The organism is Pseudoalteromonas sp. NH0006-46 (genome assembly GCF_057547735.1).
Window position 1 is genome coordinate 39775 of the sequence record NZ_BAAJML010000003.1, and the last position, 14152, is coordinate 53926.

Sequence of the window (14152 nt, forward strand, 5' to 3'; positions counted from 1 at the left end):
AAAAATTAAAGGCCTTAGCTAAACAATATGTTAAAAGTTACACTTAAATAGCATTACTTTAGCTTAGCTCTATTGTCATTTTGATCTGATTACCCTTCATTGAGAGGTTGTTTTAGCCAAGGCATGTTGCAATCTATTTATTATGATCGCCACGTAACTCCCACCTCTTTTATATTTCGTTGATTTACATACTCTAAATCTACTCGGTTGTTTAAAAAACATGCAAGCAGTTGTTTAAATCTAATATTAATTGAACTTTTAGTTTATTTTGCAAATAACAATCATTACTATTGCCGCACTTTATTAAATGCGAATGATTATCATAATGAAAAGTTTCAATTACTCATTACTCACCCTCGCTTGTTTAAATGCGCAAGCCGTTTTAGCACAAGCCACTGCAAATCAAGATATCGAACATATAAGTGTTTATCAAAAACAAAACCAAGTTGTTATGAGCTCAGGGCTTGCAACTAAGTCAGATATGTCGTTAATGGAAACCCCAGCACCTGTCGTTATTATTGACCGTGAACTAATTGAATCCCAAGGTGTAGATAGCCTGCAAGAGCTTGTACGTAATGTAAGTGGATTAACCCAAGCAGGTAATAACTACGGGATTGGCGATAACTTAGTTATTCGAGGTCTAGATGCTAATTATACTTACGATGGGATGTATGGCGGAGCAGGCCTTGGTAACACCTTTAATCCAACGCGCTCATTAACCAATGTTGAGTCGGTCGAGGTGTTAAAGGGTCCAGCAACAGGCTTGTATGGTATTGGCAGCGCTGGTGGTGTAATTAACTTAATTGAAAAAAAACCTGAATTTGAAGAAAAGCATAAAGTAGCCATAGAGCTTGGTCAGTGGGATAGCTATTCACTTGCCTTTGATAGCACCAATGCAATTACCAATGACTTAGCATTCCGCGTGATGGCTAAAACAGCATCAAGTGATGGTTTTCGTGATTTAAAAGAAGACCGAGACGAAATATATACATCACTTAAATACATTTTGAGTGATCAACAAGACGTTATGGTTTCTGCTGCATACATTAAAGACTCAATAGCGGTGGACTCTATTGGTCACCCTATTCGAATTTATAATGCAGACTCTGCTAATGGTTTAACAGCCTCAAAAGTAACAGGATCTGATTTAGTTAACGATCCTACGGGTAGTGGTTTACAGCTTAGTGAATCTCAGCGCAATGAACTGGCAAACTCATTGTCAGATAACGACGGATTAACACCTTATCAATTTGGAACTAACGGAATTATTTCGCCAATGGCTGATGATAACGAAGGTGAAGAGTTGCGCTTTAAGCTTACTCATAATTACTTTATTACTGATGACTTATTTTTAAATCAACAGTTACAATACCGTAATTACACATCAAGTTTCGCACGTCAAACGGGGGCTTATAACTATGTTTATTGGAATCGTCGTGGTGTTATTAATCAAGATCCACGTTCACCGTTAGTCGTTGACGATGTGCTTTACCCTTTTGCTGCTCGTCGCCAAGAATACCGCCAAGTTGAGGCTGATGAAAAGTCATGGCAGTACTTTTTAGATTTGCGCTACGATTTTATGTTGGGTGATATTGATAACGAACTTTTGGTTAATGCTAATTATGAAGATCGCGATATTCGTTTTAAACAATATTCTATATGGGATAAAGATTACGTTATTACAGATACAAACAACGAAGTAACATATCAAGGTTCCCTACCCTATATATTTGATATACGAGATCCCAATTGGCCAACAGGTAATTTTTACGATTACGATCCTCTTAAAACCAGTGACTACAATAAAAAAGTAAAGGCCTGGGGTTTGGGCCTCCAACATGTTGCCTATATTAATGAGCAATTAACAACACGCGTAGGTGTTGCTTATAACCGCATTAAACAAAGTTATGAACATTTTGGTGTAGATGAGCGTTATAGCGCAAGTCGAGCAGAACCAACACCAGAGGCTGACACTTCAGACAGTGGTTTAACGTATAATTTAGGCGCAACATATCAACCCACTGAAAACTTTTCTATATTTGCTAATCACGCTAAAGGCCGCACTGCATATAGTGTATTAGGGTCCATTGCTGGTAACGAAGCGGATAGAGAAGACTCAGAATCAATGAGCAACGACTTAGGATTTAGATATAAAGCGTTTGACGACCAACTGCTTGCCTCTTTCGTTGTTTTTGAAAGTGCGCGAACCAACCTAGAATACAGCAATCCACTTTATGAAGCGGGCGTTTCGGCACCAGATGTAGTTAAAAGCTTTTATGATGGGGAAGAAAAAACAAAAGGGGTTGAGCTTGATTTAAATGCGCATTTAAATGAGCAATGGAAAGTAAATATAAATGGTGTTTATCAAGATGCAAGAAACCAACTAAACCCTAATATAAACAATCACGCTACACGTAAAAAAGGGGTTCCTTATGTAACTGCCAGTACGTGGGTAACTTACTACGCAACTGTTTTTAGTTTGCCTGAAACGCTAAATATAAGTGCAGGTGTAACTTATGTTGATGATAGGAGTACCAACTCATCAAGTTTTGGTATTCCTGATGGCTATGTACCAAGTTACACGGTTCATGATGCGGCTGTTTCATACACAACAAACAAATGGCATATGCAACTTAACTTAAACAATATATTCAATAAGCAATATTATTCTAAAGCGATGTTTTTAGGTGGTATGCCGGGTGAAGAACGTAACGCTAAGCTAAGCTTTAGCTATACACTGTAGTTTGCTCATGTATAAGCGCTTGCATTTGTGAGCGCTTTTTAATCATAACGGATAGATTAGCCAAGGACATTAGTTAAGTTTAAGGTTTTACCTTAAGCTGTATTTTAATGAGTCTAATTCCTTGCTATCACTAACCAACATGCTAGCATTTAGTTTCTGAAATTACTGAAAGTTAATGATATGACTTTATCTGAGAAAAATTTTACCTTTGTAATGCATTGCGGCGAAATGGGAAGCCGCTGGGGTTTTAACCGTACTATTGGTCAAATGTGTGGATTACTTATTATCACTAAAAACCCAATGACCGCGAATGAAATTGCCGATTCACTGAGTATTTCACGAGGCAATGTGAGTATGGGCATTAAAGAGCTTCAGTCTTGGCAATTAATTAAAGTTCAGCACATTCCTGGTGACCGTAAAGAGTATTATGCACCCGCAGGCGATATTTGGGATATGGCAAATCGTGTATTTGAAGAGCGTAAAAAACGTGAAATCGATCCAACACTTAGCCTATTGCGCGACAACTTATTAGACGAAGCAAGTAATGAAGAAGAAATCTATGCACAAAAACAAATGGGTGAAATTCACAACTTACTTGAAACAGTGACTAAATGGTCTTCTGAATTACAACGTTTAACTCCTGAGCAACTCAATAAACTAATGAAACTCGGTTCTGGCATTGGCAAGGTAATAGACCTAAAAGATAAGATTTTTAAAAAAGAATAAAGCCGCACTGTGCGGCTTTATTATTAATTAAATATTATATTTTTGGATAGCCAATTCGATCAGATAAATAACCGACACTCGTTGCAAAATAATACGAGCGGTTCCAATGCATTAACACTTTATAGTTATCGTAGGCTAAAAACATACGGCCGTTAATATCATCAGGCATCACTAACGCAGCACGTACGTTTACATTAGGTAAAGCACTGCCGTCGACTTTTCTCAACCCTAGTGCCTGCCAATCAGCAAGTGAACGCTCTGAATCATCCCAATATTCAAGCCATTGCTTACGCGTTTTGGTACCACGTACTAAGATATATTTGTTATCGAATCCATCTGGGAGTTTGACTTGACGGCCCCAAGTTAATGAATCGTTCCAACCCTCTTGCTTTAAATAATTAGCAATAGAAGCAAACGCATCTTCTTTAGTCGTCCAAATATCTTTGCGACCATCGTTGTTATAGTCAACGGCGTAAGCATTAAAAGACGTAGGCATAAATTGAGTTTGCCCCATAGCGCCAGCCCAAGAGCCTTTAAATTTATCTAAGGAAATATGGCCCGATTTTAAAATGTCTAAAGCTGCCCATAATTGGCGTTTATAAAGAGCTTCACGGCGGCCATCAAAAGCAAGCGTCACTAATGATGAAATAACATTGTGCCCCCCTTGAATGGTGCCAAAGTTACTTTCAAGCCCCCACAAAGCCACTATAAAACGCGCTTGTACGCCAAACTCTTTAGCTACTTGCTCAAGAATGTCTTTATTTTCAGCATACAGTTTACGAGCACGGTCAATTTTCCATTGCGGAACACGTTTTGGTAAATAGGTTTCAAGTGTTTCTTTAACTTCAGGCTGGTTTTTGTCAGCCGATACTACTTTTTCTTTGTAGGTCGCGGTTGCAAACGCACTATCAATTAACGATGTTTCGTAGCCTTTTGCGATTGCTTCTTTTTTTAAGTTTGTTAAGTAATCTTTAAATTCGGCTTGTGTTTTTGCAACCACTGACGAACTTAAACATAAACCACATAATACAACTGCCAGTTTTTTAATCACGATCGGCTCCATTTTGTTTTCTTAGTTCAGTAAGCAAATTATCTTCCGGTGGTGGAAGCTGTAAATAGTAACCTTGATCGGTTAATGCACCCTTAACAGTCTCTAAATCAGCACCGCCTAGATGCTCACGATTAGCCAAATTAATAATCATCACATAGTGGGGTTTGCCAAACATAGCCATTAAAGGTTCTGGAACTTTGCTAAAATCATCTCTTTTTTCAACAAATAAGAAGGTATCCGCTTTTTTCTTACTTTTATACACTGCAGTTAACATTATGACCTTATAAATTCTTGCACAACAATGCCGCACACTATACCATGAGAGTAATAATAAGTTAGAAAATTTAGATTAGAAATTTCGATAAACGCCTTATTCAGCCTGTGTTTATTTAATTACAATTTCTTATCATACAATTCAATTGAGCGTGTATGTCGGACCAAATTTTTGAGTTAAAAGGGAATCTTTTTACGTTATCAGTTTTACATCTTTATAGTGCTGATATTAATCTTTTAGCAGAGCAACTCTACGTAAAAATAGCCCAAGCCCCCCGTTTTTTTGAGGGAGCGCCTGTTGTTGTTAATTTAGAAGAAGTAAAAAGCAGTTCTTTGGACTTTGTTCATTTAAAGTCACTTATAGAGCGAATGAGTTTTAACGCAGTGGGTATATGTAATGGCTCTGAAGAGCAACATACAAGTGCAAAAAAAGCTGGCTTCTCAGTTTTAAATTACTCGCAAGACGTAAAAGCAGAGCCCGTTGAAAAACAACCAAACACATCAATTGTTGAAAAAAACATTATACTTCCTGCACAAATAATTAACGGCACAGTGCGCTCAGGTCAACAGGTTTATGCAAAAGACCGCGACCTTATTGTACTAGGCGCTGTTAGTCATGGTGCAGAAGTAATAGCAGATGGCAACGTACATATTTACGGGACCCTTCGCGGTCGCGCTATAGCGGGCGCAAAAGGATTAGAAAACGCACATATATTTTGCCAAAAGCTAGAAGCGGAACTTGTTTCCATAAATGGCAACTACTGGATCAGTGACTCTCTACAAGGTGAGTTTTGGGGCAGTGCTGTGCAAATACAACAAAAAAATGAATCATTAGAAATTTCAGCTTTGGTTAAAGGATAAATCTCATGGCAAAAGTAATTGTCGTTACCTCGGGTAAAGGTGGTGTTGGTAAAACAACATCAAGCGCCGCAATAGGCACAGGCTTAGCATTAAAAGGCTACAAAACGGTTATTATCGATTTTGACATCGGTTTACGTAACCTTGATTTAATTATGGGGTGTGAACGCCGTGTTGTTTATGACTTTGTTAACGTTATAAATGGTGAAGCAAACTTAAACCAAGCACTTATTAAAGATAAGCGTGTAGAAAAGTTATTTTTGCTTCCAGCATCGCAAACTCGTGATAAAGACGCACTAACTCGCGATGGTGTAGAACGCGTTTTAAACGAGCTTAAAGAAGATTTTGATTATATTGTATGTGACTCGCCAGCAGGTATTGAAGCAGGCGCGATGATGGCAATGTACTTTGCTGATGAAGCGATTGTAACCACCAATCCAGAAGTCTCATCTGTACGAGATTCTGACCGTATATTAGGTATTTTGCATAGCAAATCTAAACGCGCTGAAGAAGGCCTAGAAAACATCAAAGAGCACCTGCTATTAACACGCTACAACCCTGAGCGTGTGGCTAAAGGTGAAATGCTTTCTGTAGAAGACGTACAAGACATATTAGCAATCGATTTGCTCGGTGTTATTCCTGAGTCACAAGCAGTATTAAGTGCATCAAATTCAGGCCAACCGGTCATATTAGATGGTGAATCAGATGCTGGCCAGGCTTATGCTGATGCCATAAACCGCTTACTTGGTGAAACCGTCGATTTTCGCTTCTTAGATGTAGAGAAGAAAGGCATTTTTAAACGGATTTTTGGAGGCTAATGTGTCGTTACTTGACTATTTCCGCTCAGAAAAGAAAAACAGTGCGTCTCTTGCAAAAGAGCGATTGCAAATAATTGTCGCACACGAACGTTCGCAGCGTGGAACACCTGAATACCTACCACAATTAAAACAAGATATTTTGGATGTAATTCGCAAGTACGTGAATGTAGGCGCCGATGCAGTTCAAGTTCAGTTTGATCAAAATGAAGATGATTTAGCCGTACTCGAACTCAATGTCACACTACCTGACGAAGAAAAGAAATAATGATAAAGGGCGCTAAGCGCCCTTTATCATCTGTTTTTAACTCGTCTTGTAAACTTTATTTAATTATCCCACTCTTTGAGTGTATCTTTAAGATATTTATAGCGCCAAGAATTGAGTAAATCTGGTTTTGATATATTTGCTGGTGATGATGCTGTTTGGAGATCTGCAACTCTCCAAAAACCGAGAAGTATTCTCGTCAGATAGTATCAATATGGTGATAAATCTTTTGTGCAATTTAATGTTTTGTAATATGAAAATCACCAGCTCATAAGACTTACGTCAGTTACGAAAAGACTGTGATTTCTGACTAAGTAAACCGTGATTTATGAAGTCATTATTTTGCAAATAGTTCTTTGATACCAAGGAATAAAATAAACTATTTTAAATAATTCTTATCATTTGAGGTATAGCTGTAACGGTATGGTTTAAGAAGAGTTATGAGGAATTCTTTTAGTAAACAAGTTGGCGAAGAGACTAATGACAATAGTCGCTAAAAATCAAAATTATATGGTCTAATCAAATTAGTTGCTCTAGCTATTCAATGGTTATAACACAGTAATTTTCTTTTGTCTCAATTATGGGCCTTAAAATATCCTAAGTAAGTAAAAACCAGACCTCCTTAATATCCATCTGAAAAATACTAGTTACCGTATCTAACTAGCATTACTCTTAGATTATATTTTTGCACGTATTTTCGATGGAACATCACCAAATAAGCGCTTAAATTGTTTACTAAAATAACTTGGCTCTGAGAAACCACATTGATAGGCTATTTGTGAAATTGGTAATCGCGTTTCAATAAGCAACTTACGTGCATTTTCTAAACGTATTTCGTTAATAAATTGGTTCGGCGTTTTCGCTAAATGTTTTTTGAAGCGCCTTTCTAATGCACTCACAGATAAATGAGCAATATCCGCTAAGTGTTCTATATTGATAGGGCGTGAATAATGTTCGCGAATATAATCTACTGGCCCTTCTATTGCCCTAACATGGGACAAAGCTTTAGAGGTCTTTTGAAGGTGACGTGTAACACCATAAGTTCCAACAATTTCTTGATCTAAATAAATAGCTTTTTTAGATGTAGAAAACCAAGCCAAGTCTCCATTTGATGTGTGGTTTAATTCAAGCCTGTCGGTGACAGTTCCCCCCAAAATCACTCGCTTGTCATCGTTTACATATTGGAACGCGAGGTGTTTTGGTGAAAAATCGTAATCAGTTTTGAACGCTATTTGATCAAACGTTTTATAACCCTGATGTTCAATAAAATGTTGATTAGCAAAAACAACCCGGCCTTCAGTGTCTTTTACCCAAAATAAAATATCAGGCAACAAATCAAATGCCGAGATTAGTTGATTGACCCCTGCTCTATCAATAATCTGTTGAATATCCAATGCTTTTGACCTCGATAATTTACTTTAAACTAAATATATAAAACGCCGATTTTGTTGCATTGTCAACCGAATTTTTATTACCCCTGATGATTACCATTCTCTATTATTAATAACATGATGTTAACTAAATTCAATAGATTACTATTGAGGTGGTATTTTAGATGAATAATCCCAAAATCAGAATGGGAATGGTGGGTGGCGCTGAAGGCGCATTTATTGGTGGCATTCATCGTATTGCAGCTAGACTCGATGGAATGATCAGTCTTGTCGCGGGCTCTTTTAGTTCTAACCCTGAACTGACAAAAAAAACAGCAGCCATGCTGGGGATCGATTCCAGTAGAAGCTATAACACTTATCAACAAATGTTTATTGAAGAAGCAAAGCTACCTGTTAATGAACGCATTGATTTTGTGGTTATTGTAACCCCCAACCATCTTCATTTTCCTATCGCTAAATTAGCCATTGAAAGTGGTTTTCACGTTTTATCAGATAAGCCTGCCACATTAAATCTCCATGAAGCATTGAGCTTAAAACAAAGTTTAGATAACAGTGATTGTTTATACGGATTAACCCATACCTATACCGGTTATCCAATGATCAAAGAAGCGAAATACCGTATATCCCAAGGCGAGATAGGCACTATTCGTAAAGTCATTGTTGAATACTCGCAAGGTTGGCTTAGTAAAACCGAAGATGAACAGGTAAAACAAGCCCAATGGCGTTTAGACCCACAGCAAGCAGGAATAAGTTGTTGTATTGCTGATATTGGCGTTCATGCAGCTAATTTAACAGAATATGTTAGCGGCCTCGAAGTTAACGCACTTTGTGCTGATCTGAATCAGGTTGTGCCAGGGCGAACACTGGATGATGATGGTACAGTTTTGCTGCGCTTTAATAACGATAGTAAAGGCGTGTTACTTGCGAGCCAAGTAGCGCTTGGTGAAGAAAATAATTTATCTCTTCGTATTTACGGTGATAAAGCAAGTTTAGAATGGAACCAAATAGAGCCAAACAGCTTATGGCTGAAAAATCATAACGCGCCAACAATACTATTACGTGCAGGGGTTGCGCTAAAAAGTGAAGCAGCACAAAACGCACTGCGTACACCTGCAGGCCACCCAGAAGGTTACCTCGAAGCTTTTGCCAATATATACGTCAACTTTGCAAATCAAATAAACGCCAAAAAAGCCGGAAAATCAGCAACTAATGTTGAGTTCGATGTACCAGGTATAAAAGATGCGATTAGAGGCATGGCATTTATTGAAAATGCAGTAGCAGCTTCTAAAGAAGAGACTAAATGGCACACATTTAAAATTGGATAGAGATAGTATGAAAAAAATAAAAGGCCCAGCAATATTTTTAGCGCAATTCATAAGCAATGAAGCGCCATTTAATAATTTTAAAGATATTTGCCGATGGGCGGCAAAGCTCGGTTATAAAGCAATTCAACTACCCACATCAGATACTGAGATATTTGATTTAGAAAAAGCAGCTCAAAGCCAAGAATACTGCGATGAAGTGACTAGCATTGCTAAACATGCAGGGCTTACAATCTGCGAGTTATCAACGCATTTACAAGGACAGTTAATTGCTGTACACCCTGCTTATGATGAAATGTTTGATAATTTTGCACCAGAGCAGTTACGTGGTAACCCAACAAAGAGAACTGAATGGGCGATTAAACAATTAATGTTTGCTGCCAAAGCAAGTAAAAATTTAGGACTTAAAAACCACGTAACATTTTCGGGTGCGCTACTTTGGCATACTTTCTATCCTTGGCCGCAACGACCGCAAGGCCTAGTTGAAGAAGGCTTTAACGAACTTGCTAAACGCTGGCTACCGATACTTGATTACTTTGACGAAATGGGCGTAGATGTTTGCTACGAGTTACACCCAGGTGAAGATTTACATGATGGCATTACATTTGAGCGCTTTTTAGCTGCAACAGGCAATCATCCAAGAGTAAATATTCTCTATGATCCGAGCCACTTAGTATTGCAACAGCTGGATTACCTTGCATTTATAGATATTTACCATGAGCGAATAAAAGCTTTTCACGTGAAAGATGCAGAGTTTAATCAAAATGGCCGCAGTGGTGTTTATGGTGGCTATCAAAATTGGCAAGATCGACCAGGGAGATTTCGCTCGCTCGGTGATGGTCAAATAGATTTTAAATCAATATTCAGTAAATTAACCCAATATGGATTTGATGGCTGGGCTGTTTTGGAATGGGAATGTTGCATTAAAGATTCTGAACAAGGGGCTAAAGAAGGCGCACCATTTATTGAACAACACATAATTACACCTGCCAGCAAAGCGTTTGATGATTTTAGTGCAATGAATACCAATCCCCAACGTAATAAGCGGATATTGGGTATTAACTAGATAGGACTACACAATGAATAACAATAATAATCAAAGCCTCATTTTTCGCCTATGTTGTATCGCGTTAATAGTCACCTCAATGACATTCGCGATTCGTGCCGGTATTTTAGGCCAACTTGGTGAGCAATTTGGCTTAACGAGCACCCAACTTGGTTGGGTCAATGCAATGGCTTTTCTAGGTTTTCCGATAGCGACGATGCTCGGCGGTATTATCTACAACGCCATTGGCGCTAAAAAATTAGTAGCACTCGCGTTTGCTTGTCATTTACTTGGCCTGTTATTAACAATCTCAGCAGATGGTTTTTGGGCGTTACTGATCTCAACATTTCTAATTGGTTTTGCAAATGGCTCTGTCGAAGCAGGTTGTAATCCGCTCATTGCGCAAATGTACCCTAATAATAAAACAACAATGCTGAACCGATTCCATGTTTGGTTCCCCGGCGGTATTGTTATAGGCGCATTAGCTTCAAGCGCAATGACATCAGCTGGCTTCAACTGGCAATGGCAAGTGGCTTTAATATTAATACCCACTGCCATATATGGTGCAATGATGCTTACAGCACAATTTCCTAAATTTGATGCCCAGAAAAACTCCACCAGCAGCAATGTGAAAAACCTGCTTTCACCTTTGTATATTTTCTTAATCATTTGTATGACGTTAACTGCAGTAACGGAGTTTGGCACTCAACAATGGATTGAACAAATTTTAGGTTCTTCTGGTGCCTCTCCTATGGTTATTTTAGCGCTTATTACAGGTCTTATGGCTCTGGGCCGTTACTTTGCTGGTCCAATTGTTCATCGTTTTAGTCCATCTGGCGTTCTACTAGGCTCAGCGGTATTTTCAACCATCGGTATATTTTTAATGAGCCAAGCTCAAGGGAACGCAATTTACTTTGCAGCAGCGCTATTCGCCATTGGCGTAACGTATTTCTGGCCGACCATGATTGGCTGTGTTGCCGAATATACACCTAAAACCGGCGCATTAGGTATGTCGTTAATTGGTGGAGCAGGCATGTTTGCAATGAGCCTGTGGAATCCAGTGATAGGTTATTGGATTGATGATGCCAAACAACAAGCGCAAGCGAGCAATATCTCAATTGAACAAATTGAAATCGTTGCCGGACAAGCTGTTTTAGAGAACCTATTAATCTTTCCAATTTTACTAATTGTTGTATTTATTGGTTTTCACTTGTTTATAACAAAACAAAAAAATGTAGAGAAATGCATTTAATAGCAATAAATAGCACACAATATAAGGGGCAACATATGCTTAAATCAATTTCGATTATGTCACTTGCACTGCTTTTCAGTAGCACTGTAATTGCACAGACTCAAGATAATAAATTAACAAAAGAAGAACACGCCACAGGCTGGCAATTACTATTCAATGGTAAAGATATGTCTCATTGGCGTAACTTTAAAAGTGATGAACTTAGCTCAAAATGGAAAATAGACGATAGTGCAATGTTACTTACAAAAGGTGGTGGTGACATTTTAACAAAAAAAATCTATAAGAATTTTGACCTTAAACTCGATTGGAAAATTAGTGAAGTTGGCAATAGTGGTATTTTTGTCCTTGCTGATGAACTAGGAAGTTATATTTACTCTCACGCCCCAGAAATTCAAATAATTGATAATGAACGTCATGCGGATACCGAAATAGACTCGCATTTAGCGGGGTCAATTTACGATTTACTCTCAGCACCGACTGCTGCACATAAACCAGCTATGCAATGGAATACAGTACGAATAAAAATGCTCGATAATCATCTGCAAGTTTGGCAGAACGGCGTGAGTACCGTCAGTATGGTTATAGGCAGTAGCCCTTGGAATACATTAGTAAAGAACAGTAAATTTGCTACATGGTCTAACTTTGCAACCTCAAAACAAGGCCATATTGGTTTGCAAGATCATGGTGACAAAGTCTGGTTCAAAAATATAAAAATTAAGGAGCTATAACGATGACAAAATTCAACCATAAAGTGCTCGTTGTTGGCTCTGGTGCCGGCGGTGCAATGGCCGCATATACTTTAACTAAACTTGGTCACAAAGTACTGTTACTAGAAGCTGGTCGTGATTACGACCCTAAAACGGAAAGCCCGATGTTTCGCCGAAACAGTGAGGCTCCGTTAATGGGCGCTGGTAATAAAGATAAAAACTTTGGTTTTTATGACGCAACCGTTGATGGTGGCTGGCAAGTTCCTGATGAGCCATATACCAGTGCGAAAGGAAGTGATTTTTATTGGTGGCGAGCGCGCATGCTTGGTGGCCGTACAAACCACTGGGGGCGTTATTCATTACGTTTTAGTGAGCACGACTTCAAAGCTAAGTCCCGTGATGGACATGGTGCCGATTGGCCATTTGAATATAATGATTTAGCATCATGGTATGACAAAACAGAAGAATTAGTAGGTATTTGTGGTACAAATACAGGGCATGATGATATGCCAGATTCTGCCCCTGGTATCCTACAGCCGCCACCTAAACCGCGAGTGCCAGAGCTTTTAATTGCCGCTTCAGCGAAGAAAATGGGGATCCAAGCAGTGCCTATGCACCGTGCGGTATTAACACGCCCTAAAGATGACCGCTTAGCGTGTTTCTATGCAACACCTTGTGGCTCAGGTTGCTCCATTGGCGCTGCATTTCAAACAACCACGTCTTTACTGCCTATGGCTAAAGCGACAGGTAACTTAGAAATTATAACCGATGCAATGGTTAAATCTGTAGCCGTTGACGATAATGGTAAAGTTACCGGCGTTACTTATGTTGACAAAAAGTCGGTATCTGAACAGTCATTATCAGCTGATATCGTTATTCTTGCAGCGAGTGCTTGTGAGTCAGCCCGTATTCTTCTTAATTCTAAACATAAAAAACACCCAAAGGGCTTGGCAAATTCAAGTAATCAGGTAGGCCGTAACCTCATGGATTCTACCGGTGCATGGTTAGGTGCACAAATTCCAGCGCTTAAAGGGCGCCCACGATATAATGAAGATGGGCATACAGCCAATCACTTATTTATTCCTTGGTGGGGCCACCAAGCGCAAGCCAAAAATGAACTCGATTTTCCGCGCGGCTATCACTTTGAAATTGGTGGTGGTTTTAGGCAGCCAGGCTCTGGTGTATCCGGTGATAAACAAGGCTATGGCCCTGCCCTTAAGCAACAAATTCGTGATGCGTATGGGTCGTATGTTGGTTTTGCACTGCGCGGTGAAATGCTACCAAACAAAGATACCTACATGGAAATTGATGAAACCGTTAAAGATAAATGGGGTATTCCGGTTTCAAAATTCCACTTTAAATGGTCAGACCGAGAATTAAAGCAAATCGAACATGGTTTAAAAACAGCTAAGCAGCTTTTAGAAAACATGGGAGCAACCGTTGGAGAACTGCCACCTGCTGAAAAAGCGATATCTAAAGGCGGTGAAATCATTCACGAAGTGGGTACAACCCGAATGGGCAGCTCAATGAAAGACTCTGTAACTAACCAATGGGGTCAAACATGGGATTGTAATAACCTTTTTGTAATGGATGCTGGTGTATTTGCTTCAAACCCACATAAAAACTGTACGCTCACCATCATGACGTTGGCAATGCGTAACTCAACGTGGCTGGCTCAACAAATTGATAACGGAGTACTTTAAT

13 protein-coding genes are annotated in these 14152 nt (G+C 39.0%); 10 read left to right on the forward strand and 3 right to left on the reverse strand.

The window, feature by feature from the left end:
• Positions 1 to 325 precede the first annotated feature (325 nt).
• Entirely contained in the window at positions 326 to 2743 is a 2418-nt protein-coding gene (locus tag AC27I2_RS07965) for a TonB-dependent receptor (RefSeq protein ID WP_487203931.1), read from the forward strand.
• 180 nt (positions 2744 to 2923) lie between these two features.
• Complete coding sequence (locus AC27I2_RS07970) at positions 2924 to 3469, forward strand: GbsR/MarR family transcriptional regulator (protein WP_058405304.1); 546 nt, start codon at positions 2924 to 2926, stop codon at positions 3467 to 3469.
• Between the two features lie 34 nt (positions 3470 to 3503).
• Here AC27I2_RS07970 and AC27I2_RS07975 read toward each other — a convergent pair whose 3' ends face one another.
• Together AC27I2_RS07975 and AC27I2_RS07980 are read right to left on the reverse strand one after the other, a co-directional pair.
• On the reverse strand, positions 3504 to 4520 hold the full coding sequence (locus AC27I2_RS07975; RefSeq protein ID WP_487203932.1) for a lytic murein transglycosylase: 1017 nt from the start codon (positions 4518 to 4520) through the stop codon (positions 3504 to 3506).
• Positions 4513 to 4794 carry a YcgL domain-containing protein gene (locus AC27I2_RS07980; RefSeq protein WP_487203933.1) on the reverse strand — a complete coding sequence of 94 codons (282 nt, stop codon included), beginning with the start codon at positions 4792 to 4794 and terminating at the stop codon, positions 4513 to 4515. The genes AC27I2_RS07975 and AC27I2_RS07980 overlap by 8 nt, the downstream gene beginning before the upstream one ends.
• A 155-nt stretch (positions 4795 to 4949) precedes the next feature.
• On the opposite strand from AC27I2_RS07980, the gene minC reads away from it, so the two are divergent.
• From minC to minE, 3 genes are read left to right on the forward strand one after another with little or no spacing between them, the layout of a single operon-like run.
• The gene (minC, locus tag AC27I2_RS07985) at positions 4950 to 5654 is read left to right on the forward strand and encodes a septum site-determining protein MinC (protein ID WP_487203934.1); all 705 of its coding nucleotides are present in this window, start codon (positions 4950 to 4952) and stop codon (positions 5652 to 5654) included.
• Positions 5655 to 5659: 5 nt separating this feature from the next.
• Positions 5660 to 6469 (forward strand): septum site-determining protein MinD, encoded by an 810-nt coding sequence (gene minD, locus AC27I2_RS07990; RefSeq protein ID WP_006793462.1) that lies wholly within the window; start codon positions 5660 to 5662, stop codon positions 6467 to 6469.
• Position 6470: 1 nt separating this feature from the next.
• Entirely contained in the window at positions 6471 to 6734 is a 264-nt protein-coding gene (gene minE, locus AC27I2_RS07995) for a cell division topological specificity factor MinE (RefSeq protein WP_487203935.1), read from the forward strand.
• Positions 6735 to 7408: 674 nt separating this feature from the next.
• Here the strand turns inward: minE and AC27I2_RS08000 are convergent.
• Entirely contained in the window at positions 7409 to 8125 is a 717-nt protein-coding gene (locus AC27I2_RS08000) for a PAS domain-containing protein (RefSeq protein WP_487203936.1), read from the reverse strand.
• A gap of 161 nt (positions 8126 to 8286) precedes the next feature.
• Here AC27I2_RS08000 and AC27I2_RS08005 point away from each other — a divergent pair, with 161 nt between their 5' ends.
• From AC27I2_RS08005 to AC27I2_RS08025, 5 genes are read left to right on the forward strand one after another with little or no spacing between them, the layout of a single operon-like run.
• Complete coding sequence (locus AC27I2_RS08005; RefSeq protein ID WP_487203937.1) at positions 8287 to 9447, forward strand: Gfo/Idh/MocA family protein; 1161 nt, start codon at positions 8287 to 8289, stop codon at positions 9445 to 9447.
• Between the two features lie 7 nt (positions 9448 to 9454).
• Positions 9455 to 10510: a sugar phosphate isomerase/epimerase family protein gene (locus tag AC27I2_RS08010; protein ID WP_487203938.1), complete on the forward strand. Its 1056-nt coding sequence runs from the start codon at positions 9455 to 9457 to the stop codon at positions 10508 to 10510.
• 13 nt (positions 10511 to 10523) lie between these two features.
• Entirely contained in the window at positions 10524 to 11741 is a 1218-nt protein-coding gene (locus AC27I2_RS08015) for an MFS transporter (protein WP_487203939.1), read from the forward strand.
• Between the two features lie 35 nt (positions 11742 to 11776).
• Positions 11777 to 12469 carry a 3-keto-disaccharide hydrolase gene (locus AC27I2_RS08020; protein WP_487203940.1) on the forward strand — a complete coding sequence of 231 codons (693 nt, stop codon included), beginning with the start codon at positions 11777 to 11779 and terminating at the stop codon, positions 12467 to 12469.
• 2 nt (positions 12470 to 12471) lie between these two features.
• Entirely contained in the window at positions 12472 to 14151 is a 1680-nt protein-coding gene (locus AC27I2_RS08025) for a GMC family oxidoreductase (RefSeq protein WP_487203941.1), read from the forward strand.
• The last annotated feature ends 1 nt before the right edge of the window (position 14152 follow it).

Bases quoted from the DNA above. Each gene is read 5' to 3' on its own strand.
- AC27I2_RS07965 (WP_487203931.1), top strand. From the start codon at position 326: ATGAAAAGTTTCAATTACTCATTACTCACCCTCGCTTGTTTAAATGCG.
- AC27I2_RS07970 (WP_058405304.1), top strand. From the start codon at position 2,924: ATGACTTTATCTGAGAAAAATTTTACCTTTGTAATGCATTGCGGCGAA.
- AC27I2_RS07980 (WP_487203933.1), bottom strand. From the start codon at position 4,794: ATGTTAACTGCAGTGTATAAAAGTAAGAAAAAAGCGGATACCTTCTTA.
- minC (WP_487203934.1), top strand. From the start codon at position 4,950: ATGTCGGACCAAATTTTTGAGTTAAAAGGGAATCTTTTTACGTTATCA.
- minD (WP_006793462.1), top strand. From the start codon at position 5,660: ATGGCAAAAGTAATTGTCGTTACCTCGGGTAAAGGTGGTGTTGGTAAA.
- AC27I2_RS08005 (WP_487203937.1), top strand. From the start codon at position 8,287: ATGAATAATCCCAAAATCAGAATGGGAATGGTGGGTGGCGCTGAAGGC.
- AC27I2_RS08010 (WP_487203938.1), top strand. From the start codon at position 9,455: ATGAAAAAAATAAAAGGCCCAGCAATATTTTTAGCGCAATTCATAAGC.
- AC27I2_RS08015 (WP_487203939.1), top strand. From the start codon at position 10,524: ATGAATAACAATAATAATCAAAGCCTCATTTTTCGCCTATGTTGTATC.
- AC27I2_RS08020 (WP_487203940.1), top strand. From the start codon at position 11,777: ATGCTTAAATCAATTTCGATTATGTCACTTGCACTGCTTTTCAGTAGC.
- AC27I2_RS08025 (WP_487203941.1), top strand. From the start codon at position 12,472: ATGACAAAATTCAACCATAAAGTGCTCGTTGTTGGCTCTGGTGCCGGC.